Consider the following 25500-nt stretch of genomic DNA (forward strand, 5'->3'; position numbering starts at 1 on the left):
GGAACCCCCGTGCCGCCCCGAATCACTTCCTCGCTCGCTTTGGCGCTGGCCGCCTCGTTCGCGCTGCTGGCGCCCGCTTGCGCCCCGGCCGCCGCGCAGTCGCCCTCCGCCCCGGCCGCAAGCCCTGGCGTGCCGCTCAAGGGCGCGGTGTCGACCCGCGTCGACGCGATGTACCCATGGCTCGAGCCCATCTACAAGGACCTGCACGCGCATCCCGAGATCGCCTTCCAGGAAACGCGCAGCGCCGCGCGGCTGGCGGCCGAGATGCGCAAGCTCGGCTTCGAGGTGACCGAAAAAGTCGGGCGCACCGGCCTGGTCGCGCTGCTGCGCAACGGCGCCGGCCCGACCGTGCTGGTGCGCACCGAGCTGGACGGCCTGCCGATGGAGGAAAAGACCGGGCTGCCCTACGCCAGCCGCGCCCGCGCGCAGGGCGAAGCGGGCGACACCTTCGTGACCCACAGCTGCGGCCACGACGTGCACATGACGGCCTGGCTGGCCGCCGCGCGCACGCTGGCCGAGATGAAATCGCAGTGGCACGGCACGCTGATGTTCATCGCCCAGCCGGCCGAGGAAGTCGGCGGCGGCGCGCGCGCCATGCTCGAGGACGGCCTGTTCACGCGCTTTCCGAAGCCGGACTACGCCTTCGCCCTGCACTCCTGGCCGCTGGCCTACGGCACGATCGGCTTCAACAGCGGCGCGGTGTCGTCGAATTCGGACGGGCTGGAGATCGTGTTCAAGGGCCGCGGCGGCCACGGTTCGGCGCCCGACAAGGCGCTCGACCCGATCGCGATCGCGGCGCGCTTCATCGTCGACGTGCAGACCGTGGTCAGCCGCGAGAAGGACCCGAAGGAATTCGGGGTGGTGACGATCGGGGCGATCCAGGGCGGCACGGTCGGCAACATCATCCCGGACAGCGTACGCCTGCGCGGGACGATCCGCTCGTACAGCCCGGAGGTGCGCGCCAAGCTGCTGGACGGCGTACGGCGCGTGGCCAACGCCTCGGCGGCGATGGCCGGCGCGCCCGCGCCCGAGATCGCGCTCAAGGCCAACGGCGACGCCATCGTCAACGACGACGCGCTGGTGCGCCGCACCGAAGCGGTGTTCAAGGACGCGTTCGGCGCCGCCAACGCCCAGCGCATGCCGGCCATGACCGCCAGCGAGGATTTCTCGCTGTACGCCGAACAGGGGATACCGTCGATGTTCTTCTTCACCGGCGTGTACGACCCGCAGGCGGTGGCGGCCAGCGTGCGTCCGGGCGGCGCGCAGCTGCCGTTCAACCACTCGCCGTTCTACGCGCCGGTGCCGGAGCCGTCGATCAAGACGGCGGCCGAGGCGATGAGCCTGGCGGTGCTGAACGTGCTCGGACGCTAGCCCAGCGGGCGCGGGACTGTTGGGCGGCGGGCGCTAGCGCCTGGCGAGCGCCAGGCCCTGGATCACGGCGGCCAGGGCCGTGCGCGCCTCCAGCCAGCGGCTGCCGGCCAGCGCCTGCGCGCACTCGGCGCAGGGTTCGAACGGATTGCAGGCGTGCTCCAGCTCGACGTAGTGGGCGCCGACCACCAGCTTGGCGGCCGCGCTGTCGCTGCGCCCGGCGGATCCCCCCTTGGCCGGGCCGGCCTTGGCGCCGCTATCCTTGTCCAGCCATTTCTCGAAGGGCTCGAGCGGGGTGCCGGCCGGCACATACCACTTCTTGCGGCCCGGGTTCCAGCGGGCGCCGAGGGCGCGCGCTTCGTCTTTTTCTGCGTAGGGTACGTTCAGGAAGTTCATGCGCGCATTGTAGCAACCTGCTGCAGCAGGGCGCGCAAATCCTCCAGGCGGTATGGCTTGGGCACCACCCGGAAGCCACCCTGCAGCGCGTCGGCCGGGGGTGCGCCGTAACCCGAGGCGAACACCACGTCCACCTGCGGGTGCAGCGCGCGCGCGCGGCGCGCGAGGTCGACGCCGGACTGGCCGGCCAGGTCGATGTCGGTAAACAGCACATCGACCGGCTGCGCCGCCAGCACCGCCAGCGCATCCTCGACGCTGGCCGCGCCGTGCGCGTCCTGGCCGAGCGCCTCGAACAGGCGGCAGGCCATCTCGAGCAGGTCCTGGTTGTCTTCGGCGACCAGGATGCGCACCTTGTTCGCCTCGGGCTCGGCGTCCGGGGCCGGCGCCGCCGGCACGCTGCGGTTGGCCAGCAGGTGGCGAATCTTGCGCGCCAGCTGCTCGCGCCCGTAGGGCTTGGACAGCAGCTCGACGCCAGGATCGAGGCGCCCGCCGTGCACGATCGCATTCTGCGTATAGCCCGAGGTGAACAGCACCGCCAGCTTGGGCTGCAAGGCCTTGGCCTGGCGCGCCAGCTCGGGGCTGCGCAGCGTGCCCGGCATCACCACGTCGGTAAACAACAGGTCGATCGGCAGCCCGCTCTTGACGATGCCGAGCGCATCGGCGGCGTTGTCGGCCTTGAGCACCCGGTAGCCCAGGCTGCCCAGCAGCTCGACCACGGTGGCCTGCACCGCCGGATCGTCCTCGACCACCAGCACGGTCTCGCTGCCGCCCTCGATCTTGCCGCCCGCCAGGCGCGTCACGGTCGCCTCGCTCTCGAAGCTGCGCGGGAAGTACAGCTTGATCGTGGTCCCGTGCCCGACTTCGCTGTAGATCTTGAAGTGGCCGCCGGTCTGCTTGACGAAGCCGTAGGCCATCGACAGGCCCAGGCCGGTGCCGACGCCTTCCGGCTTGGTCGTGAAGAACGGTTCGCAGGCGCGCTCCATCACTTCGCGCGTCATGCCGCTGCCGGTGTCGGACACGGCGATCATCACATACTGGCCCGGCTTGATGTCGGGTTCGAACGAGACGTAGGCATCGTCCAGCATGGCGTTGCCGATCTCGATGGTCAGCTTGCCCTCGCCCGCCATCGCGTCGCGCGCGTTGATGGCCAGGTTCAGGATCACGTTTTCGAGCTGGTTGGGGTCGACCACGGTGTTCCACAGGCCGCCGCTCTTGACGGTCTCGATCGCGATCGTCTCGCCCAGCGCGCGGCGCAGCAGGTCGTCCATCTCGCCGACCACGCGCGCCGGATTGACCACCACCGGCTGCAGCGGCTGGCGCCGCGCGAACGCCAGCAACTGCGAGGACAGCTTGGCGCCGCGCGTGACCGCGTCCTGCGCCACCTGGAGCAAGGCCTGGGCGTCGCCGTCCGGCATGCGGCGCTGCAGCAGCTCGAGGTTGCCGCCCACCACCTGCAGGATATTGTTGAAGTCGTGCGCCACGCCGCCGGTCAGCTTGCCGATCGATTCCAGCTTTTGCGAGCGCTGCAGCGCGTCCTGGGCCGCGACCAGTTCCTGAGTACGCTCCTGCACCAGCGATTCGAGCTCGGTCTGGTGGCGCGCCAGTTCGTCCTGGGTCTGCTTCTGTTCGGTGACGTCGCTGCCCTGCACGAAGATGCCGATCACTTCCGAGGTCGGGTCGAGCACCGGCTGGTAGATGAAGTCGAGGTAGCGGCGCTGGAGCGGGCCGTCGCCGTCGACCTGCAGGTCGAGCGGCACGGCGCGGCCGATGAAGGGCTTGGCGGTGCGGTAGACGTCGTCCAGCAGTTCGAAGAAACCCTGGCCCTCTAGCTCGGGCAGCACCGCGCGCACCACCTTGCCGATCAGGTCGCGCCCGCCGATCAGGCGGCGGTAGGCGGCGTTGGCCAGCTCGTAGCTGTGCTCGGGTCCGCGCAGCACGCAGATGAAGCCGGGAGCCTGCTCGAACAGGCGCTGCAGGTGGGTCTTGTCGCCCTGCAGTTCGCCGGCAAGCTTGAGCGCCGCGTGCGCCTCGGCCAGCGCCTCGGTGCGCGCCGCCACCATGCGTTCGAGTTCCTCCTGCTTGCGCCGCAGCGCTTCCTCGGCGATCACGCGCTCGGTGACGTCGTTCCCCTGCGAGAACACGCCGACCACGGCGCCGCTCTCGTCGACGATCGGCTGGTAGACAAAGTCGATGTAGCGCAGCGCCGCCGGACCACCGCCCGCCGGCGTGATTTCCAGCGGCAGCGCGGTGCCGACGTAGGCCACGCCAGTCTGGAACACCCCGTCGAGCAATTCGAAGAAGCGCTGACCCGCCAGTTCCGGCAGCGCTTCGCGCACCGGCTTGCCGATGATGTCGCGATAGCCCGCCAGGCGATGGTGGGCGCCGTTCTGCAGCTCGTACACGTGCTGCGAGCCACGGAAGAAGGTGACGAAGCCGGGCGCCTGCTCGAACAGGCGCAGCAGCTCGCGGTAAGTGCGGCTGGCGCGGACCGGATCTTTGGTCGCGTCGGCGTAGACCGACAGGTCGGGATTGGCGGCCGGGGGGCTCGCGTTTTGTGGGTTCATCCGTGCAGGTTTTCGGTTATGGAAAGCCGCTGCAACAGAAGATGAGCGACCGGCAAGGTTAAATGTTACCGCGAACGCGTGTTACATTGCCAGTAGAGTATTGTATCAGCGCTGCATGCCCCCGCGCCCGACCGTGGCCCCTTCGATCGAGCGGAACACCAGGTGCTCGAACAGCGGGCCGATCACGATCACCGCCCCCAGGCCGGCGAACTCGTGGTCGTTGTCGCCGGAGATACGGCGGCCATGGCGGCCATGGCGGGTCAAGAACAGGGAGGACAGTCGCATGGGGCTTTCCGCGTCGGGTCGGGTCAGAACGGCGCGTCGCCTTCGATCGTGGTGCGGTACAGCTTGCGGCGCTGGTCGTCCGGCGTGCCGGCCGCAAGGTGCATCAGCGAGCGGTTGTCCCAGAACACCATGTCGTGGTCGCGCCAGGCGTGGCGGTAGACGTGGACCGGGCGGGTACTGTGCTCGAACAGCTCGGCCAGCAAGGCGCGGCTCTCGTCCTCCGGCAAGCCGACGATACGGGTGGTGAAATGCTCGCTCACGAACAGGGCCTTGCGGCCGGTTTCGGGGTGGGTGCGCACCACCGGGTGCACCACGGGTACGACCTCGTCGATCTGGGCCTGGGTCAGCTTGGGCCGCCACGGATTACGCGCGCGCAGTTCCTCGTAGCGCGCCAGGTAGTGGTGCTCGGCCTTCGCGCCCTCGATCGCGCGGCGCAGGTGGCCCGGGAGCGCATCGAGCGCGCTGTGCTGGTTGGCGAACAGCGTGTCGCCGCCGATGGCAGGCAGTTCCTGCGCGTGCAGCATCGAGCCCAGGCTCGGTGTTTCCTTGTACGAGAGGTCGGAGTGCCAGAAGTGGCCGGCGTCGCCCAGGCCGATCGGCTGGCCGTTCTCGCGGATGTTCGACACGATCAGCACCTCCGGTTCCTCGGGCAGCTGGAACTGCCGCAGCACGTGGATCTGCAGCGGCCCGAACCGGCGGCTGAAGGCCACCTGCTGCGACGGCGTGATGCGCTGGTCGCGGAACACCAGCAGGTGATGCTCGAGATGGGCGCGGTGCAGGCGTGCGAAGTCGTCGCTTGACACCGGCTTGCCCAGGTCGAGGCCGATCACCTCGGCGCCGAGCGGCGCGTCGAACCGGCGGATCTCGAAATGCTGGGCGGCACTCGGGCCGGCGTGATGGGTAGACAGCGAGAGGTCGTGCAGGACGGCGGACATGGGCGCGGACGAGTGAGTCAGGATGGACCCAGCTTATCCGCGCATGGTTGGAGCGACAACGAAGGTTTTCGCGCATCGTCATGCGCTTTTCGCGCTAGCCCGCTCCCGTACGTACGCGCGGGCTGGCGCGAGGACGATGACTCAACGGCACATGGCGTCGAGTTGGCCCACCTGCGGCACTTGCGGCAGGCCGCTCGTGTCGACGTGCTTTTCCGTCGCCGCGCGTTCCGGCAGCGTGCCGTTGGCCGCCTGCGGGCCGCCTTCGCGGTAGGCGGCATCGAGCTGCGCCTGGGCCAGCGTCACGTAATGCGCGCCGGCCGCGTCCAGCCTGGCCATCACCTCGGGCAGCGTGGCCGCGCTCCAGGCGCCCATGTGAGTCAGCAGCACTTCCGGGATCTGGCGTCCGTACACCGCCTGCGACAGCGCCTTCATGCGCGCGATCGCCGCGTCCACGCGGGTGAAATAGTCGCGCTTCATGGCGTCGATCGCGGCCGTGTCGTTTTTCGCCAGGCAGCGTGCGTAGGTCTCGGTGTAGGCCCAGTCGTCGAAGCTGACGCTGACGTCGGCGATGCGGTAGCCGCGCCCCTTCAGCCAGGCCTGGGCGGCGTCGTGGCGGCCGGGGTCGCCCGCGGCGCCGTTGCCGGCATCGAGGAAGGGATAGCGCAGCACACGCCAATCCGCGCCGGCCATGCGCGCCTGGATCGGCGGCTCGCCCTGCTTGACGTTGTCTTCCCAGGCTTGCAGCGAAGGCGCTTGCGACAGGCCGAGGTGGCTGTAGGTGTGGTTGCCGAGCGGGTAGCCGGCCTGGCGCCAGATGTCGAGCACCGGCTCGCTGCCCGGCGCATCCTTCAGGCGCAGCGCGTTGACGAAACCGTAGGCCTCGGGCACGCGGTGCGCCTTCAAGGTGGCGAGGTAGCTCTTGGCGATGGCGGGCCAGTTCATCCCCGGCGGCAGGCTGCCGTGGGCGCTCAGGTCGTCCACGGTGATGGCGATGTCGAAGCCGCGCCCGGCCGGGGCGGCGGATGCAATGGTCGAGCCGGGGCCGGGTTGCGCGGCGGCTTGGGCAGCCGCGGCGTTGGCCGACGCATTGGCCTCAGCATTAGCCGCAGCGGCGCCGGCGAGCAGCACAGCGCCCATGCAAATGCGTAGTTTCACGAAGTCTCCTCCTGATATTGTGGATGGTGCACCCTCGCAGCGCAACACGACAGGTCGATGTTTGCGCAAACATCGGGCTCAGGCATATTACTCCGTGATGCCTGGAAGTCAAGCTGCCGCGCGCACGCGCGGGAGCGCCAAACTGTTGACTACGATACACGCCCCGCGTAGCATGAAATCGATTACAACCGGCGACCTCGGGTGTGCCGGACCATAAATACAGACAGGAGACAGCATGAATTTCACTGCCCGCATCGACCGATCCGGCCGCGCCGCGCGCCACGCATCCGCACAGCCGACGCCCGACACTGGCCCCCGCGCCGCAAGCCGCCGCCCGCGTGGGCGCCGCGCGAGTCCGGTCCTCCTCGCCTGCCTGGCCCTGCTGGCGGGCGCGTCCGGCGCCGCCGGCGCGGCCGTCAAGCTGAACCAGCTCGGCTTCCTGCCGGCTTCGCAAAAGCTGGCGGTCGTGACCGATGCCGGCGCAGGCCAGGACAGCTTCGCGCTGGTCGACGCCGCCAGCGGCAAGACCGTGTTCGAAGGCCGCCTGGGCGCGCCGGGCACCTGGGACGCCTCGGGCGAGACCGTGCGCGTCGCCGACTTTTCCGCCCTGCGTACGCCCGGCAGCTACAAACTGCGCGTGAACGGCCAGCCTGAGTCGAAACCATTCCCGGTGGCCGCGGACGCCTACCGCGCGCTGGACGCCGCCGCCATCAAGGCTTACTACTACCAGCGCGCCAGCATCGCGATCGAGCCGCGCTACGCCGGCACCTGGGCGCGTCCGCTCGGGCACCCCGACAACCACGTGCTGGTGCACGAGTCGGCGGCATCGAAAGAGCGTCCGGCCGGCACCGTCATCTCCAGCCCGAAAGGCTGGTACGACGCCGGCGACTACAACAAGTACATCGTCAACTCCGGCATCAGCACCTACACGCTGCTGGCCGCCTACGAGCACTTCCCGCAGTTCTTCGACGCCCTGGCGCTGAACATCCCGGAATCGGGCAACGGCCTGCCCGACCTGCTCAACGAGGCGCTGTGGAACCTCGAATGGATGGCGACCATGCAGGACCCGAACGACGGCGGCGTCTACCACAAGCTGACCAACAAGCAGTTCGACGCCTTCATCATGCCGGACAAGGCGACCGGGCCGCGCTACGTGGTGCAAAAGAGCACCGCCGCCACGCTCGACTTCGCGGCCGTGATGGCGGTCGCCAGCCGCGTGCTGGCGCCGTTCGACAAGCAGGACCCGGGCCGCTCGAAACGCTACCTGGCGCAGGCCGAGAAAGCCTGGGCCTGGGCCGTGGCCCATCCGGACGCGGTCTACAAGCAGCCGGCAGACATCGGCACCGGCGACTACGGCGACAACAAGCTGGACGACGAGTTCTCCTGGGCCGCCACCGAGCTCCTGATCGCCACCGGCAAGGACGCCTACCGCGCGCGCGCGCTGGCCGCCGGCACGACGCGCGGCCTGGCGCCTGGCTGGGCCGACGTGCGCCAGCTCGGCTGGATCTCGCTGGTGCAGCAGCGCGAGCACCTTCCGAAGGGCGTCGACGCGGCCGATGCCAGGCGCCAGATCCTGGCCGCCGCCGACACGCTGCTGGCGCGCGCGCAAGCCTCGCCCTACCGCATCAGCATGGCCACCAGCGAATTCAACTGGGGCAGCAATTCGGGCATCCTGAACGAAGCGATGATGCTGGTGCAGGCCTACCGCCTGACCGGCCGCGCCGACTACCTGCAGGCGGCGCAGTCGGCGCTCGACTACGTCATGGGCCGCAACGGGCCGGGCCGCTCGTTCGTGACCGGCTTCGGCGCGCCGTCGCCGATGCACCCGCACCACCGGCCGTCGGAAGCGGACGGCATCGCCGCGCCGGTGCCGGGCTGGATGGTGGGCGGACCGAATCCGGGCCAGCAGGACCTGGCGGGCTGCAAGCTGCCCTACCCGTCCAAGCTGCCGGCGCTGTCCTACCTGGACGACGTGTGCAGCTACGCCAGCGGCGAGGTCGCGATCAACTGGAACGCGCCGCTAGTGTACGTGACCGCGGCCGTCCAGGCCCTGGTGCGCTGAGGTGGTCGACCCGAGCGCGTCCGCCGCAAGCCCCGGTTGACGCGCCCGGCACCGCTCAGTACCATCGACCACCCAATAAGACAATCAGGAGACACTGCATGACACGCACGTTCGCCCGCGGCCTGAGCATCGCCGCCGCCCTTTCGCTCGCCCTGCCCGCCGCGTTCGCGGCCGCCGCCGGCGCCGCCTCCAGCCCCGTGGTCGCCGTCGACGGCGGCAAGGTCCAGGGCGCGGTCGAGGATGGGGTGGCCAGCTGGAAGGGCATTCCGTTCGCCGCTGCGCCGGTCGGCCCGCTGCGCTGGCGCGCCCCGCAGCCGGCCGCCGCCTGGGACGGCGTGCGTGCAGCCACCGCCTATGCCAACGACTGCATGCAGCTGCCCTTCCCGAGCGACGCCGCGCCGCTCGGCACCCCGCCGTCCGAGGACTGCCTGTACCTGAACGTCTGGAAGCCCACCCACGCCAAGGCCAGGCTGCCGGTGCTGGCCTGGATCTACGGCGGCGGCTTCATCAACGGCGGCAGCTCGCCGCCGACCTATTCCGGCGCCAACCTGGCCAAGCAGGGCGTGCTGGTGGTCAGCTTCAACTACCGCCTCGGGCGCTTCGGCTTCTTCGCGCATCCGCAGCTGACCACGGCGGATGCCGACCACGGCCAGCTCGGCAACTATGGCCTGATGGACCAGATCGCGGCGCTGCAGTGGGTGCGCAAGAACATCGCGAAATTCGGCGGCGACCCGGCCAACGTCACCATCATCGGCGAGTCGGCCGGCGGCATGTCGGTGCACGCCCTGATGACGTCGCCGATGGCCGACGGCCTGTTCGCCAAGGCGGTGATCATGTCCGGCGGCGACGGCCGCACCAACAGCGCCACCCTGGCCGCGGTCGAGCAGGCCGGCGTCGCCTTCGGCGTCAAGAAAGGCATCGCGGCCGACGACCGCGAAGCGCTCGAGAAGCTGCGCGCGCTGCCGGCCGACGCCGTGGTCGACGGCATGAACCTGGCGTCGCGCCAGGGCGACAACCCGCCGACCTATGTCGGCCCGTTCGCCGACGGCCGCGTCGCGGTGCAGCCGCTGGACGTCTACCAGGCCGGCCGCATGAAAAAGATCCCGGTGATGGTCGGCGCCACCAGCGCCGACATCGGCGGCAAGACCGGCTTCATGGTGGGCGGCGCGCGCTCGGTCGCGGCCGTGCTGGCCGACCATGGCCTGCCGGTCTACGAATACCGCTTTTCCTACGTGGCCGACTCGCTGCGCCGGCCCAACGCCCAGGGCCAGACGCCGCAGGGCGCCGGGCACGCCAGCGACATCCCCTACTTCTTCGACACCACGGCGATCAAGTACGGCGACGCGGCAACCGCGCGCGACGTCGGGATGGGCCATGCCATCAGCGCCTACATCGCCAACTTCGCCAAGCGCGGCGACCCGAACGGCGCCAGGCTGCCGGCCTGGCCGCGCTACACGCGCGCGCAGGACGGCCTGATGGACTTTGCGATGGACGGCAAACCGCTGGCTGCCAAGGATCCGTGGGCGGCCGACATCGACGCGGCGCAGGCCGCGCAGGCGGCCAAGCCCTGAGCGGCTGCGAAGGCGCCTGAAGCGGCGCCTGAACCGGCACATGAGCGCGCGGCGCCTCGGCAACGCCTCGAGGCGCCGTTGTTAAGCGCAAACATTTTCGTTGCCGCGTCCGTCATTTGTGCCTACACTCCCGTAAAGACTTGACCGGCGCCGCACGAGCGCCCGACTTACGGGAGACAAGAATGACTGACACCGCGATCCGCCGCATCGTGATCGTCGGCGGCGGCACCGCGGGCTGGATGGCCGCCGCGCCGCTGGCCCAGCGCCTCGGCCGCCGCTGCCAGGTGAGCCTGATCGAATCGCCGGAGATCGGCACCATCGGCGTCGGCGAAGCCACGCTGCCGACGATCCGCTTCTACAACGATGCGCTCGGCCTCGACCCGGCCGACTTCGTGCGCAAGACCCAGGCCAGCTTCAAGCTCGGCATCGAGTTCAAGGACTGGGGCCACGTCGGCAACCGCTTCTTCCATGGCTTCGGCGACTTCGGCGTGCGCTTCGCCGGCCAGGCGCCGCACATGGCCTGGCTGCGACTGGCGCGCGAATTCGACCGCATGCCGGCGCTTGACGACTGGTCGATGGCGGCCGTCATGGCGCGCCAGAACCGCTTCCTGCCGCCGCATGGCGCCCAGCCCGGCGTCACCGACGCCTATTCCTACGGCTACCATTTCGACGCCGGCCTGTACGCCAACTACCTGCGCGACTACGCGATGGCGCGCGGGGCCAGCCGCATCGAGGGCACCATCACCGGCGTCGAGCAGCATCCCGAAACCGGCTTCGTCACCGCGGTCGTGCTGAACGACGGCCGCCGCGTCGAGGGCGAGCTGTTCGTCGACTGCTCGGGCTTTCGCGGCCTGCTGATCGAAGGAACGCTGCGGGCGGGCTACGAGGACTGGAGCGGCTGGCTGCCGTGCAACAGCGCGCTTGCGGTCCCGAGCGCGCGGGTGGAGCCGGTCACGCCCTACACGCGCTCGACCGCGCAAGGCGCCGGCTGGACCTGGCGCATCCCGCTGCAGCACCGCACCGGCAACGGCCACGTCTACAGCGACGCCTTCACCAGCGACCGCCAGGCGCGCGACGACCTGCTGGCCGGCCTGGACGGCGCGGCACTGGACGAACCGCGCCAGCTGCGCTTCGTCACCGGACGACGGCGCAAATCCTGGGTCAAGAACGTGGTCGCGCTGGGCCTGTCGGCCGGCTTCGTCGAACCGCTCGAGTCGACCAGCATCCACCTGATCGAGACCGGCGTGGGCAAGCTGATCGAATTGTTCCCGGACCGCGACTTCCGTCCCGAGCTGGCCGACGAATACAACCGCGTGATGGGCGGGCGCTACGAGTCCGTGCGCGACTTCATCGTCATGCACTACAAGCTCACGCAGCGCGACGACACCCCGTTCTGGCGCCATTGCGCGGCGATGCCGATTCCCGACTCGCTGGCGCACCAGATCGAACTGTTCCGCGAAACCGGACGCGTCACCATCCTCGACCCGGACGGCTTCGCCGAACCGTCGTTCGTGGCCATGCTGCTCGGCCTGGGCGTGGTCCCGAAGCGCTATTGCCCCTTCGTCGATGCACTCGACCTGCGCCAGCTGCACGGTCACTTCGCCGGCCTGCGCGAGATGATCGCGCGCGCGGCGGCGCAGGCGCCGGACCACGGCGCCTATCTCGCCGGCGCGGCCAAGGGTGTCAAGCCGCAGCGCGTGACGGCCTGAGTCCGCGCGCCGCGCCGGCGGCTCAGGCGGCCTCGGCCGCCATGGCGCGCGCCAGCCCGCTCGGGCCGGCCGGCTTGTGCGGCGCCCAGTACCAGATCAGGCCGCGCGCATAGGCCTCGCACTTGACCGTGGTGTGGTCCAGGCCCGGCATCACGCGCGTCTCCAGCGCCAGGCCCTCGTAGCGGCGCGCCGCCAGCTGGCGCTCGAACGCGGCGATCGGTTCACGGAAGGCCGGGTACTCCTCGGCGCCGTAGGCGATGAACATGCGCGTGGCCAGGCCCTTGTGGGTGCGCGCGTAAGCCTCGTCCAGGCGCGCCAGCAGCCCGCCGTCCCAGCCCGCGGCCGGGCTGAGCGCGATGTGGCCGGCGAAGAATCCCGGCGCCTGGTAAGCGGCCGTCACGGTGAACAAGCCGCCCAGCGAGCTGCCGCCCAGGATGCGGCCGCCGCTGGCGCCGCCGTAGTTGCGTTCGACCAGAGGCGCGGCTTCCTTGGTGATGAAGTCGAGGAAGGCGGCGCCCTTGCCGGAATCCGTGTCGGCGCCTTTGCCTTTTCCTCCGTTCGCGGCCGTGAACGTGTAGTCGCGCCGGCGCTCGAGGTCGTAGTTGCTGCCGTTCGGGTAGGACAGGCCGACCATGATGAACTCGGGCGCGAAGTTGTCGTACATGAGGTTGCCGTAGGTCGACGCGAGCAGCGGCGTGTCCCAGTAGCCGTCCAGGAAGTACAGCACCGGATAGGTCTTGCCGGGGGTCTTGCCATGACTGGACGGCAGCACCACGATCAGCTCGTGGCGCCGGCCGGTGTATTTCGAATCGATCGGCACGATCTGCGTATTCTCGATCACGAACTTGCGCGCACCCGCCTGCGCACCCGCCTGCGCACCTGCCTGCCCCTGCCCCTGCCCCTGCGCCTGCGCGCGCGCGGCCAGGCCGCCGGACAGGCCGAGCAGCGCCAGCCCCTGCATGAATCGACGTCTCATCTCCATCTCCTTGTCGTTGTGGTTGCTACGGTCGTGCTCAAAGCTTCATTTCGAGGTTCAGGCCGGTGCGCATCCAGCCGCGCTGCCAGCTCCACTGGCGCGAGGTGCCGGACGCATCGGCGTAGCTGCGCTCGGAATCGTTGTCCATGCCGAGGATGTTGGCCAGCGACAGGCGCAGCTGGAAGTGATCGTCCAGCTTCCACAGCGCATAGGCGTCGAGGTCCTTGCGGGTCTGCTGGCGCGTGCTCTGGGCGTCCGAGATGCGCACCCAGCCTCCCTGCTGGTAGGCCAGGCTCGCGCCCAGGCTAAGACGGTCCTTGCGGTAGTCGATGCCGAAGGTGGCCGATTCCGGGGTCTGGGCGTCGAGCCGGTTGTCCGGCCCCGGCACCGTCGACACCTCGGACCAGTTGCGCGTGACGCTGGCGCGCAGGTCGACGCCGTTCCCGGCATCGAACAGCAGCTTGAGCGGCAGCTTGAGTTCGGCCTGGAGCGAGCGCACGGTGGCGTCGCCGTCGTTGAACGGCTGGTAGAGCCAACGCCCGTCGGCATCCTGGTCGAGCCGGGTGCGGATGTAACTGCTGATGTCGCGGTGCGAGGCGCTCAAGGCCAGCAGCGCGCCCGGCGCCCAGAAGCTCTCGTAGGCCAGGTCGAGGCCGTTGGCCAGCTCGGGCTTGAGCGCCGGATTGCCGCCGGAATCCGGGGTGAAGCGCGTGTTCTCGATGGCGACGTAGCGGCGCGCGCTCAGCTGGTCGGTGCTGGGCGCCTTGAAGGTGCGCGTCAGGGCCAGACGCAGCTGCTGCTTGCCGCCCGGGAGCTTGTACAGGGTCTGGAGCACCGGGCTGAGCACGTGGTTGCGCGAAACCGTGTCGGCTTCCCCTGCGGTTTGACCCGAGGCGGCGCTGTCGGTCTGGATGCCTTCCCAACGTCCGCCCAGGTACATCGACCAGGCCGGCAGGATATTCCACTCGTCCTGCACATAGCCGGCCAGGCGCGTCACGTGCGGGTCGAACGCCTCCAGGATATCGCTGTCGGGCAGGCCGGTCTGGCGCTCGTGGCGCAGGCGCGTCTCGTCGTTGTCCTGGCGGCTGGCCTCGAAGCCGGTCCCGAGCGAGTGGCCCTCAAACAATGAGCGGCTGTATTTCGCGCGCGCGAACAGGCGGCTGTTGTGCTGCACGTCGTCCCAGTCGCGCGTGTATTCCTGGGTCGCGTCGATGTTGGTCTGATCATTGAACTGGTCGCTGCGGCTGCGGCTGCGCTCCCCGGATACGGTCACGTCCAGCTTGCCGCCGCCGATCTTGGCGACCCAGTTCGCTTCGCCGCGGACCATCCAGTGATTGTTGCTCGAGTGGTTGGCGCTGTCGATCCAGTCCGGGTCGCCGAAGCTGCCGAGCGTGACGTCGTTGTGCGAGGCGCCACGCCACGACGAGCTGTCGGCCTGCAGCCCCACCGACAAATTCAGCTCGTTGCTGTCGTCGACCTTCCACGACAGGCGCGGGAACAGCACCAGGCCGCGGTACGGACCTTCGCCGGCGTAGCGCGCGTCGCGCGCCTGGGTCAGCACCCCGTTCGGGTCCGTCATGCGGTCGGCGCTGGTCTGGGTGAATTCGCTGCTGCCGGCCCAGGCCGAGCCATTGAGGAAATACGACAGGCCGCCGACCCGCTCGCCGTAGGTGCCGCCCAGGTTGACGCCGCGGTTCTGCGGCGTGCGGTTGTAGGCGATGCGCGCGTCGCGCTGTGGCTTGACCACGAGTTTGCGCAGCACGATGTTGATGGTGCCGGCGATTGCCTGCATCGAGTACTCGGCGCTGGCCGCCTTGTCGATCTCGATGCGTTCGATCTGGTCGGGGGTCAGCGTGTCGAGCGAAAAGCCGGGCGGCGGCCGGTCGCCGTTGACCAGGATCTGGGTGTAGCCGGCGCCCAGGCCACGCATGCGCAGCGTGTTGCCGGTGACGGTCACGCCGGGGGCACGCTTGAGCACGTCGTAGATGTTGGTGTCGCCGTACTTGCGCACTTCTTCGGCGTCGATCACGGTCTTGCTGGCGGTGTCGTCGCGCCGTGCGTCGTAGCTGGCGGCGCCGCGCACCTGCACGGTCTGGATCGGCGCGGCCTCGACCGGCTTGGCGGCAACGGCCTTGGCGTCAGCCGGCTTGGCGTCAGCGGGCCTGACCGCCGGCGCCGTGTCGGCCGTCACCGTGGTCCCCGGCGCCGCGCTCTGCGCCAGGGCCAGCGCCGGCGCCAGCCAGGCCGCCAGCGCCAGCGGCATCGAACGCGGGGTCATCGCCTTACCACCCCATGCGTTCGCGGATGAAGGGCGTCAGCAGCGCGGCGTTGGCTTGCTGGTGCTTCACGCGCGGATGCTGGCCGTAGCCGGTGTAGGGAAAGAAGATGGTGTCGATGCGGGTGTCGCCGCCTTCGCGCAACTGCGCGACCGCGCTGCGGATGTAGCCCGGCCACGGCGAGCCCGGACGGGTGGCGTCCATGCTGCCCAGCGCGCACACGATGTAGGCCTTCGGGTAGAGCTGGCGGATGCGCGCGACGAAGGTGCGGTAAGCCTGGATGCGCGCGGCGTCGTCGGGCTCGGGCTGCATCTTGTGGTCGCGGCCGATCAGCCAGCTGTCGTTCTGGAACAGGTTGATCACGACGACGTCCGGGGTCCATTTGGAAAAGTCCCAGTGCGTGTCGTTGTCGCCGACCGCGCTGAGCTGGTCGTAAAAGTCCGGCATGGTGAACGGGAACCAGCTCATCATCACGCCGATGCCGCTCTGCGAGGTCATGTGCAGCTCGGCGTCGAGCGCGCGCGCGGTGATCGCGGCGTACGACATGTGGCTGTTCTTGTCGCGGGCGCGGTCGTCGGGGCCGGTGTCGGGCGACTCGTCGCCCATGCCGCTGGTGATCGAGTCACCGAACACTTCGATGCGGTGCTTCGGGCGCGGCAACGGTTCAAACAGCTTGCCGCCGTCGGCCAGTTCCAGGCCTTCGAACAGGGTCGAGCCTTCCGCGCCTTCGGTGCGCTTGGTGACCAGGAAGCGGTGCTTGCCCGGCGCCAGGTGCGCGGCTACCGGATAGGTCTTCAGGCCGCGCTCGAGCTGCAGCACGGTCGGATGCGCGTCGTCGCCGTCGATGAAGACGTTGAAGAAGTTCTTGCCCTCGTGGTCGTCGAACTTGAGCGCCAGCGAGGCACCGCTGAAGGTACCCGCGATGGCGCTCTCGGGCCAGCTGATCATCGGCGCGGCCGGCTGGGCGAAGTCGATGCGGCCGGTGTACTGCAGTTTCGGGTCGTCGGCTTTTACGCTGACGCTGGCCAGGGCCGGCGCAGCCAGGCAAGCGAGGGTGCAGGCCAGCGCCAGCGCATGCATCGATCGGGTCAGGGAAAATTTCATTCGTGGGCTTTCAGGAAAGCGGGCAGTTGGTCGAGGGTGATCACGTCCGGGTGCTTGAACACGGCGCGCTTGTGCTCGCTCGTATTGTAATACTCGCCGGACCAGAAATTGTCGGGTGCGGATACGCCGGCGCGGGCACGGCCGTCGTTCCAGGTCATGAACCAGAGCCAGCGCGCGTTTTCGCGCGCCATCTTGTCCGGGTCGGGAATGAAGCTGTTCTCGCTCATCGCCACGGGTTTCGGCGTGCCCGGTATCGCCCGCGCCTTGCGGAAGATGGCGGCTTGCGCGCCGTAGGTCTTGCGGTCGTTCTCGTCGTAGACGTCCCAGCCGACCACGTCGACCACGTCGTCACCCGGGTACCAGGCCGCGTCCTGGCCATTCCACACCCAGATCAGGTTGTGCAGGCCGTGCACGCGCACCAGGCGGTCGAACATGTGGCGGTACAGCTGCACGTAGGCCTTGCTGCCCGCCTCGCCGTCGCTGCGCTTCCTGCCCCACCAGAACCAGCCGTCGCCGCCGTTGCCGGCAGCTTCGTGCAGCGGGCGCCACAGCACGGTGACGCCGGCGTCCTGCAGGCGTCTCAGTTCGCCGGCGACCAGGTCGATACCGGCGTCGATCTGGGCGTAGGCCGGGTTTGCAGTGTCCAGGCGCCCATCCTTCATCGGGATCGTGAAGGCGGTGTTCTTGCCAGGGTCCTTCTCGCGCGCGTAGAAGTTGGCGCGGTTCGCATCCGGCGTGCCCAGCAGTGCCGGGTCGCGCCAGTGCCAGCAAAACGCGACCAGGCCGCCGCGCCGGGCCCAGGCGATGGCTTCGTCGACCTGGTGCAGGCCGCTGGCGCCATCCGAACCGGCGCCCTGCATGCCCGTGTTCATGAAGTCGAAGCCCATCAGGGCCGGCCAGCGGGAGGTAGCGTCGAACACGCGCTGGGCCATGTCGACCCGGTCATCCCAGGTCAGGTCCTGCTGGCCGGCGATGGTCTTCTTGCCCCAGGTGGCGAGCAGCCAGGCGTATTCGGCCCTGGTCCGGGCCGTGGCCTGGCCATCGGCCAGCCCCCGCGCCGGGGCCGCGCCCGCCCACCCGGGCGCGCACGCGAGGGCCGCCGCCAGCAGCGATGACGACAACGACGGCCACCGCGGCGCCGGGCGTGCGATGCGCATGCTCGGCCCCGGTTAGAACGAGTAGCGCAGCGAGGCCGTGTAGCGGCGGCCCGACACGATCACCTGGCGGGTCATCAGGCCGATCGACTGCTGCATCAGCTGGCGGTACTTGGCATTGGTCATGTTTTGCGCCTCCAGGCCGAGCGACATGTTCTGCGTGATGTTGTAGAACACCGAGCCGTCCAGCTGGCCATAGCTGTCGGCATAGGTCGGCAAGGCCCAGGCGATGGTCTGGTAAGAGGCCGCGCCCGGGGCGACGTAGCGGCCGTCGGTGCCGTTGGTGCCGTTGACGTTCACGTTCTGCAGCGACTTGGAGCGCCAGGCCCAGGCCATGCGTGCCGAGAACTTGCCCTGATCGTACAGCAGCGCCAGGTTGTAGGCGTTCTTCGACAGGCCTTGCAGCGGCAGGTTGCCGAAGGTGGCGCCGTTGGTGTCGCAGCCGTTCTGGTTCAGGTTCAGGTTGTCCGCGCCACCCGAGGTGCTGTTGCAGGAGGCCGAATTGACCGGGTGGTACAGCGACTGCGCACTGTCGACGTAGGTGTAGTTGGCCTGCACGCCGAAGCCCTTGGCCCAGTCGGGCAGCCACTTGTCGAAGTACTGCTGGTAAGCGATCTCCATGCCGCGCGCGTGGCCGCGTGCGCCGTTGACCGGACCGGTCACGGTGAAGTTGTACGGCGTGCCGTTGGTGCCGGCGATGTCGTAGCCGTAGGACTGGTTGATGATGATGTCCTTGAGCTGCTTGTTGAACACCGCCATCGTCAGCGAACCGGCCGGCGCGAAGTACCACTCGGCCGAGAGGTCGACCTGGCGCGACTGGATCGGGCGCAGGTTCGGGTTGCCGCTGCCGGTGCCGGTCAGGCCGACGTTGTTGACCACGACCGTGTGCGCATTCGCGTTGGTGGTCTGGTCGACGTTCTCGGACAGCGTCGCATAGCTCTGCAGCTGCGAGTAGTCAGGCTTGGAAATACCCATCGCGGCGGCGAAGCGGAACTGCAGCTTGTCGCTGTACTTCATGCGCAGGTTCAGGCTCGGCAACACGTTGTGGTAGTGGTTGTCCGAATCCTGGGGGGCCGAGAAGGCGGCGATGCTCGGGATCGCCGGGCCGGTCACGGTGTAGCCGGCGGCCGGCGGCGTGAAGGTCGGATTGAACACCGTGTAGCCGTGCGCGGTCAGCAGCGTCTGCACGTAGCGCACGCCGATATTGCCGTCGATCGGGTACTTCAGGTCGTCGAAGCCGAAGCGCAGCTGGGTGTAGAAGGCGGCGGTGCGCTCGGACAGGTCGTTGGTGCCCGCCGGGTCGGTGCCGAAGGTGGCCGGGGCCCAGGCCGGGCAGCTGGCATTCGGGCCGCCCGCCTGCTGGCACAGGATGTCATGGTACGAGTGCAGCGTCGCATAGCTGGACGGGTAGCCGGTGGCCAGCGAGGTGTTCGGGAACACCACGGCCGGCACCGGCGTGTTGTTGTTGAAGAAGTTGCTGAAGGTGTGGAGCTGGGTCTGGTTCGAGAAGCGCGGATCGCCCAGGTAGGCCAGCTGGCCGCCGGTGTCGGTCTGCCAAGTCTGGCTGATGGCCGCCCAGTTGTAGCTCGGGTTCGAGTTCATCGTGCTCGAATCGGCCTTGGTCAGGCGCACGCCGAAACGCAGGTCGCGCAGGACCGGATTGTCGAAGCTGAACTTGGCGTCGGTCTTCCACGCCCATTCGCCGGCGTGGCTGTCGTCGAAGTGTTCCTGGGTGAACGACCAGTAGTAATTGTTGGGATTGGCGAGGTAGCCTGTCTGGTACTGGTCGAAGGTCAGCTTGGGCACTGAACCGGTCAGGTCGACGTTCTCGTACGGCATCTGGACCGCGGTGGCGACCGTCGAGTCGAAGCTGTTGCTGCTCGCGCGCACGCGCTGCAGGTCGGTGTCGAACTGCCAGGCGCTGCTCGGGCGCCAGGTCAGGTGCCAGGAAATGTCGGTGGTGTCGGACTTGCGGTTGGCCGCGCGGGTGTCGGCGCCGAAGCCGATGCCCTTGTCGGCGGCGTCGGTCAGGGTGCCGGTCAGGAGCTGGCCGTTGGCGCCGTAGGTGCCGTTGGTGACGCCAAGGTTGTACGGGCTGGCGGCCGAGAAGATCGCCTGCTCGTCCCAGTTCATCTTGTACTTCGACTTGAAGTAGGTCAGCGAGGAGCTCAGGGTGGCGTCCTTCTTCCACTGCAGCGCGCCGTAGATGCCTTCGCGGGTGCGGTCGAAGTCGGTGGTGCGGTAGGCCGAGCCCTTCGGCACCCACACGGTGCTGCCCGGGGCGATGTCGGTGCGCGCATAGTAGGGTTCGACCTGGAAGGTGTCGGCGCGGTTTCTGCTTTGCGAGTAGGCGAAGTCGACCAGGGCGCCGATCTCGCCGTAGCCGGTCTTCCAGCGGTCCGAATACATGATCGAGCCGGAGGGCTGGCGCTTGCCCTTGATCAGCTCGCCGTACGTGTCCGAAATCGAGGCCGCGACCTTGCGCTCCTTGAAGTCGAACGGCATCGCCGTGCGCAGGTTGACCAGGCCGCCGATCGCGCCCTCGATCTGCTCGGCCGACGGGTTCTTGTAGATGTCGACGCCGGCCATCAGCTCAGGCGGGACGTCCTCGAAGTTGAGCGAACGGCCGCCGTTGGCCGAGAACGAGTCGCGGCCATTGAGTTCCGAGCGGGTGTAGGACAGGCCGCGGATGGTCACGCCCGAGCCTTCCACCGAGTAGTGCTCGGGGTCGCCCTTGGACATGGTGCGGTCGATGCTGACGCCGACCACGCGCTGCAGCACTTCGGTCACCGAACGGTCCGGCAGCTTGCCGATGTCGTCGGCGACGATCGAATCGACGATCTCGTCCGAATCGCGCTTGATCGATTGCGCCGAGTTCAGCGCGGCGCGCTGGCCGCTGACCACGACCACGTTGGTGGCCGCAGCCGGCACGGGTGCCTTGCCGGCGCCCTGGGTGCCGGCGCCGGCCGCGCCGCCGTCGGCCTGGGCCAGGGCGGCGCCGCTGGCCAGCAGCGCGATTTGTGCGGCGGCGATCGCGATCGCCGTTTTCTTCAGTTGTGACATCTTGTCTCCGTAGTAAATTGCACGCCCGCTGCGTCCATGCGGCGGGCTTCGTTCAGTGATTGGTAATCGAACTCGTTGTGGTGGAACCGGTACTCGTGAAACCGGTTCCGAAGCGGCGCAGATCCAGGCTCACGTCCTGCCCCGGCTTCATGTCCAGCACCTGCACCCCGGCGCCGTAGCGTACCCGTACCGGCCCCGCCGCGCTGACGCTGCGCAGCGTGGCGCTGGCCAGGCGCCCGTCCTTCCAGGCCATGTCGACTTCGACGCCGCCGCGCGCGCGCAAGCCTTTCACCGCGCCGTCCGGCCAGGCCGCCGGCAGCGCCGGCAGCAGGTGGATCTCGCCGGCCTGCGACTGCAGCAGCATCTCGGCGATGGCGGCGGTAGCGCCGAAATTGCCGTCGATCTGGAACGGCGGATGGGCGTCGAGCAGGTTCGGATAGATGCCGCCGGCATTGTTGGCTTCGGAGCCGGGACCGGCCTGCTCGGCCGCGCGTGCGCCCGGCGTGGCCAGCAGGCCGCGCAGCATGCGGTAGGCGTGCTCGCCGTCGAGCAGGCGCGCCCAGTACGCCATCTTCCAGGCCATGCCCCAGCCGGTGCCGGCATCGCCGCGCGCGGCCAGGGTGCGCTTGGCGGCGGCGGCCAGCGCAGGCGTGCGCACCGGCCCGATCTGGCGTCCCGGGAACAGGCCGAACAAATGCGAGACGTGGCGGTGCGTGTCCTGCGGCGTGTCGAGGACCGGATCGTGCTTTTCGTCGAGCCATTCGAGCAGCTGGCCCCAGCTGCCCACGCGCGGCGCGGCCAGGTGGTCGCGCATGGCGGCCAGCCGGCCGCGCAGGCCTGGATCGACGCCGAGAATGGCGGCCGCTTCCACCGTATTGTTGAACAGGTCCCAGACGATTTCCTGGTCGTAGGTGACGCCATCCTCGACCGGTCCATGCTCGGGCGACCAGCCCTGCGGCGCCACCAGGCGTCCGTCGGGCAGGCGCTTGAGGGTGTCCTGCCAGAAGGCGCAGGCCTCCTTCATCATCGGGTAGGCGACCTTGGCCAGGAAGGCGCGGTCGCGGGTGAAGGCGTAATGCTCCCAGAAGTGCAGCGCGTACCAGGCGTTGGCGGTCTTGTTCCACAGGTAGCCGCTGGCGCCGAAGGGGTTCGATTCGGTGCGCACGGTCCAGCCGCGTACCGCCGCGCCATCCGCCCGCTTGAATTCGCGCGCGGTGGCGCCGCGGTACACCGGCGCCATCCCGTCCACGAAATCGAACAGCGGCAGGGCCAGCTCGGACAGGTTGGTCACCTCGGCCGGCCAGTAATTCATCTGGATGTTGATGTTGGTGTGGTAGTCCGAGTTCCACGGCGGCGTGAGGCTGTTGTTCCACAGGCCCTGCAGGTTGGCCGGCAGCGGGCCGCGCGAGCTCGAGACCAGCAGGTAGCGCCCGTACTGGAACAGCAGCGCTTCCAGTTCCGGATCGCCCCCGCTTTGCGCGCGGTTCGCGGTATAGGCGGCGATGCGGGCGTCCGTGCTCATGGCGCGCCGCTCGGACGGCGCGGGGCCGAGGTCGAGTCCCACGCGGTCCATCAGCGCCGCCACGTCGCGCTCGTGCTCGCCCAGCAGCGCCGCGCCCGCATCCGCCTGCGCGCGCGCCGCGGCCGCGTCCACCTGCGCCTGCACGCGCGCGAGCGGGTTGGCGCCGTTGAAGCGGCGCGCCGCGTCGAGCACGTAACTGGTGCCCGCGCCGAGCACGATGGTCAGCGCATCGCAATTCGTAAAGCGCAGGCTGTCGCCGTCGACCTCGACCTTGCCGCCTTCGTTGACGACCTGGACTTCGCTGGCGTAGTCCGTCACGTTGCTGGTCGGCTGGCCGCCCGGCAGCGTGTAGCCGGCCAGCGTGCCGGCCGCCAGCAGGCGCTCGCCGCCGGCCGACAGATGCGCGCCGTGGCGGTCGGTCAGCCGAACCACGCCGCTGTACCGGCCCGGCCGGTCGGCGCGCAGGCGCAGCACGATGACGCCGGCCGGGTGGCTGGCCCAGCTCTCGCGCGTGAAGGTCACGCCGTCCTTGACGTAGCTGACCGTGTGCACGCCGTGTTCGATGTCGAGACTGCGGCGGTAAGCGCTGGCGCCCTGCGCATGGCCCGGCAGATCGACGAACAGGTCGCCGAACGGCTGGTAGGCGCCCATGTGGGTCTCGTCGCCGGTCCACAGCGTGATGTCGTTGAACTGCAGGTGCTCGCGTCCCGGCTGGCCGAACACCATCGCGCCGATGCGGCCGTTGCCGATCGGGAGCGCCTCGCGTTCCCAGCCGCCATCGTCGTCGCTGGCCGGACGGTCGTAATGCAGGGTCAGGTCGGGCGCCGCCGCGGCGTGGGCGCCGGCCGCCAGCAGCGCCGCCAGAGCGGCCGCCAGCAGCGGGCGAATCGGAGATGACGTACGCGGCATCATTGCGCCGGCCTCCCGTAGACGATGCCGCGCCCCGCCGTGCTCATGTAGACGACGCCGAAGCGGTTCATGTCGCCGACGATGAACTGGCCGTCGCCCGGTCCGCCGTACTGGTGGGCGTCGTCGTTGATGCGCTGCCAGGACGCCCCGGCGTCGATCGAGCGATAGACGCCGTGCAGGCCGGACGTGCCCGCCAGCGCGCCCCAGACGTACAGGGCCGGCGCGGCATGGCCCGGCGCCGCCTTGCCGAAGCCGACCGCGCCGCACCAGGAAAGGCCGTCCAGCCGGGCGAAGTGGGCGCCGCCGTCGGTCGAGCGCACCAGGCCGCCCTCCTTCAAGGCGACCCAGATGTCTCCGGCGCGCCCCGGCGCCAGGCGGATCAGGTTCGATCCTCCTGCCGGCAGCGCCGCGCGCGGCGCGAAGCTGGCGCCGCCGTCGCTGCTGGCCATCAGGTGCGCACCGTCGTAGGCGTAAAAGGCCTTGGGGTCGACCGGATCGGCCACCGGGCGCAGGCGCGCACCCGGCAGGCCGGCGACGCGGCTCCAGTGCGCACCGGCGTCGACCGAGCGCCACACGCCCTCCATGCCTTCGGGGCTGTGCAGGATCGTCGCGCCGTCGCTGGAGATCGCGACCTGGCCCTTCTTGCCGGCCGGGGCGGCCGTCGCCCGCCAGGTCGCGCCGCCATCGTCGGACAGCTGCATCCGATCGCCCACGCGCACCAGCCGGTTCGGCTGGGCGCCGGCGACGGCAAGGCCGGTCGTGGTGCCGATCTCGGGACGGTGGATCGGGCCGTAGCGCGCCGGGTCGAGATGGCGAAAGCCGTCGTAGTCGCCGATCGCCGACACCAGCGCCCCCCCCGGCAGGCTGGCCGCACCCAGCGGCACGGTCTCTTCCAGGCCGGCCACCGTGAAGCGCCAGACCGTGGGCGTGGCCTCGATGTCGGCCGCGCGGAACACGCCGTTGCCCGAGGTGACCCAGACCGCGCGCGCATCGCTCGGGTCGAACGCGACCGTGCTGGCCCAGTGGATCGCGTGACCCTGCAGCCAGTCGACCCCGCCATTGTCGCGCACGAAACCGCGCGCCACGACGTCAACCCAGCTGGCCCCGCCGTCGTGCGACACGAAGATGCGGTCACCCTTGGCGTCGCCCTGCGCCAGGTAGGTGCTGATGGTCGAGAGCACGAGGCGGCGCGGGTCCGACGGGTCGACCGCGATGCCGGAGAACGCGTGGGCGCCCCAGCCAGCCGGCGTGACCTCGGTCCAGGCGCCGTCGGCCAAGCGGTACTTCCAGACCTGGCCGCGATCCATCGGCTCGCTGCCGTCGCGGTTCGGATGGGGACCGGCGCCGTTGGCGTAGGTGATGAACAGGTTGCCGGCGCCGTCGAAGGCGGCGCGCTGGGGCATCAGCGCCGGCGCGCCCTTGACCGGCGCAAAGCTTCGCCCGCCGTCGTCGCTGCGGTACAGGTTCGAGCCGACGCTGCCGAAGCGCGAGACGCCTATCAGCAAGCGCCGCGCGCGCCCATCGGTGACGCTGGAGGGATCGGGCAGCACCAGGTCGATGCCGACGTCGTTCGGCGTGGTCGTGACGGCCAGGCCGGCGACGCGGCGCCAGGTGCGGGCGGCATCGTCGCTGACGAACAGGCCGTCGCGCCGGGTGCCGGCATAGACCCGCCGACCGTCGCCGGGATCGACCGCCAGGCGCTCCCCGTTCTGGCGGCCCATGCCGTTGCCGTGTGCCTTGAACTGCGCGCTGACGTCGACGCTGCTGAAAGTCTTGCCTGCATCGGTCGAGTGCAGGATCGCCGTGCGCCCGCCGTTCAGGTAGGCGATTCCGGCCATCAGGTAGATGTTCGCCGAGTCGTGCGGGTCGATCGCCAGGCTGTCGACGCCGAGCAGGCCGGTCTGCGCGTCGGACACCCAGTCGAGCAGTGGCACCCAGCGCCGCTGCTCGGCATCCAAGCGGTAGGCGCCGCCCACGTCGGTGCGCGCGTACGTGAGCGGGTGAGCGCCGCCGGACGGCAGCAGCGCGGCGACGAAGCCGCCGCCGCCGATCGCAACACTGTCCCAGACCATCGCGGGCACAGGCGCGGCGCCACAACATGGCGCTGCGCCCGCAGTGGCGGATGCGGCGGCAAATGTGGCGGCAGCGAATGCGGCAGCGGCGAAGGCGGCGGCAGCGACGGCGCGGCGCGCGAGGTGGATGGTCATGCGTCTCCCGATGATGGCGTGTGATCTGGGGTCACTTTTGCCGCCATCCTAGGCGATGCCCAGCCATGCACGCAAGCAAACATGTTCGCGCTAACACGAGTTGCGCGCAAGTTCAATAAACAAGCTCATGTTTAAGAAACACGGGCGCACCTTTGTTGTCCGGGTGCACCGCTGCGGGGTGTAGGGAAATCTGTCGGCTGGCTGATCGATAGGGGTAGATGCTAGCGTTGACCCATGGGGATGA

At 69.4% G+C, this 25500-nt stretch carries 16 protein-coding genes; 4 read left to right on the plus strand and 12 right to left on the minus strand.

What is annotated here, in order from left to right; genetic code table 11:
- Nucleotides 1-9 precede the first annotated feature (9 nt).
- Complete coding sequence (locus FA90_RS07520) at nt 10-1371, plus strand: amidohydrolase (RefSeq protein WP_036167533.1); 1362 nt, start codon at nt 10-12, stop codon at nt 1369-1371.
- Between the two features lie 33 nt (nt 1372-1404).
- On the opposite strand, the gene FA90_RS07525 is transcribed toward FA90_RS07520, so the two are convergent.
- The 5 genes from FA90_RS07525 to FA90_RS07545 all read right to left on the minus strand — a co-directional run bounded on the left by FA90_RS07525 (nt 1405) and on the right by FA90_RS07545 (nt 6703).
- Entirely contained in the window at nt 1405-1764 is a 360-nt protein-coding gene (locus tag FA90_RS07525; protein ID WP_036167535.1) for a DUF5710 domain-containing protein, read from the minus strand.
- Nucleotides 1761-4328, minus strand: a complete 2568-nt coding sequence (locus FA90_RS07530) for a response regulator (protein ID WP_051971548.1) — start codon at nt 4326-4328, stop codon at nt 1761-1763. Before FA90_RS07530 ends, FA90_RS07525 begins: the two co-directional genes overlap by 4 nt.
- 105 nt (nt 4329-4433) lie before the next feature.
- Nucleotides 4434-4613 carry a hypothetical protein gene (locus FA90_RS27655; RefSeq protein WP_036167537.1) on the minus strand — a complete coding sequence of 60 codons (180 nt, stop codon included), beginning with the start codon at nt 4611-4613 and terminating at the stop codon, nt 4434-4436.
- 23 nt (nt 4614-4636) lie between these two features.
- Complete coding sequence (locus FA90_RS07540) at nt 4637-5548, minus strand: TauD/TfdA family dioxygenase (RefSeq protein WP_051971549.1); 912 nt, start codon at nt 5546-5548, stop codon at nt 4637-4639.
- Nucleotides 5549-5689: 141 nt separating this feature from the next.
- Nucleotides 5690-6703 carry a polysaccharide deacetylase family protein gene (locus FA90_RS07545; RefSeq protein ID WP_197065256.1) on the minus strand — a complete coding sequence of 338 codons (1014 nt, stop codon included), beginning with the start codon at nt 6701-6703 and terminating at the stop codon, nt 5690-5692.
- Nucleotides 6704-6938: 235 nt separating this feature from the next.
- Between FA90_RS07545 and FA90_RS07550 the strand changes: the two genes are divergently transcribed.
- The 3 genes from FA90_RS07550 (at nt 6939) to FA90_RS07560 (ending at nt 12045) form a co-directional block, all read left to right on the plus strand.
- Nucleotides 6939-8765 (plus strand): glycoside hydrolase family 9 protein, encoded by a 1827-nt coding sequence (locus tag FA90_RS07550; RefSeq protein ID WP_081933717.1) that lies wholly within the window; start codon nt 6939-6941, stop codon nt 8763-8765.
- 98 nt (nt 8766-8863) lie between these two features.
- Nucleotides 8864-10336, plus strand: coding sequence for a carboxylesterase/lipase family protein (locus FA90_RS07555; protein ID WP_036167544.1), 1473 nt, complete (start codon nt 8864-8866; stop codon nt 10334-10336).
- A 182-nt stretch (nt 10337-10518) separates the two neighbouring features.
- Nucleotides 10519-12045 carry a tryptophan halogenase family protein gene (locus tag FA90_RS07560; protein WP_036167546.1) on the plus strand — a complete coding sequence of 509 codons (1527 nt, stop codon included), beginning with the start codon at nt 10519-10521 and terminating at the stop codon, nt 12043-12045.
- Nucleotides 12046-12067: 22 nt separating this feature from the next.
- On the opposite strand, the gene FA90_RS07565 is transcribed toward FA90_RS07560, so the two are convergent.
- The 7 genes from FA90_RS07565 to FA90_RS07595 are packed head-to-tail and all read right to left on the minus strand — an operon-like array spanning nt 12068 to nt 25256.
- Nucleotides 12068-13021, minus strand: a complete 954-nt coding sequence (locus FA90_RS07565) for an alpha/beta hydrolase (protein WP_156116629.1) — start codon at nt 13019-13021, stop codon at nt 12068-12070.
- A gap of 37 nt (nt 13022-13058) precedes the next feature.
- Nucleotides 13059-15299: a TonB-dependent siderophore receptor gene (locus FA90_RS07570; RefSeq protein WP_051971551.1), complete on the minus strand. Its 2241-nt coding sequence runs from the start codon at nt 15297-15299 to the stop codon at nt 13059-13061.
- Between the two features lie 4 nt (nt 15300-15303).
- Nucleotides 15304-16401: an SGNH/GDSL hydrolase family protein gene (locus FA90_RS07575; RefSeq protein ID WP_081933719.1), complete on the minus strand. Its 1098-nt coding sequence runs from the start codon at nt 16399-16401 to the stop codon at nt 15304-15306.
- Nucleotides 16398-17558 carry a glycosyl hydrolase gene (locus FA90_RS07580; RefSeq protein ID WP_051971552.1) on the minus strand — a complete coding sequence of 387 codons (1161 nt, stop codon included), beginning with the start codon at nt 17556-17558 and terminating at the stop codon, nt 16398-16400. Before FA90_RS07580 ends, FA90_RS07575 begins: the two co-directional genes overlap by 4 nt.
- 12 nt (nt 17559-17570) lie before the next feature.
- Nucleotides 17571-20618 carry a TonB-dependent receptor gene (locus tag FA90_RS07585; protein WP_036167549.1) on the minus strand — a complete coding sequence of 1016 codons (3048 nt, stop codon included), beginning with the start codon at nt 20616-20618 and terminating at the stop codon, nt 17571-17573.
- A gap of 52 nt (nt 20619-20670) precedes the next feature.
- Complete coding sequence (locus FA90_RS07590) at nt 20671-23052, minus strand: glycoside hydrolase N-terminal domain-containing protein (RefSeq protein WP_051971553.1); 2382 nt, start codon at nt 23050-23052, stop codon at nt 20671-20673.
- Nucleotides 23049-25256, minus strand: a complete 2208-nt coding sequence (locus FA90_RS07595) for a xyloglucanase (RefSeq protein WP_051971554.1) — start codon at nt 25254-25256, stop codon at nt 23049-23051. Before FA90_RS07595 ends, FA90_RS07590 begins: the two co-directional genes overlap by 4 nt.
- Between the last annotated feature and the right edge of the window lie 244 nt (nt 25257-25500).

Source organism: Massilia sp. 9096 (assembly GCF_000745265.1).
Lineage (GTDB): Bacteria > Pseudomonadota > Gammaproteobacteria > Burkholderiales > Burkholderiaceae_D > Telluria.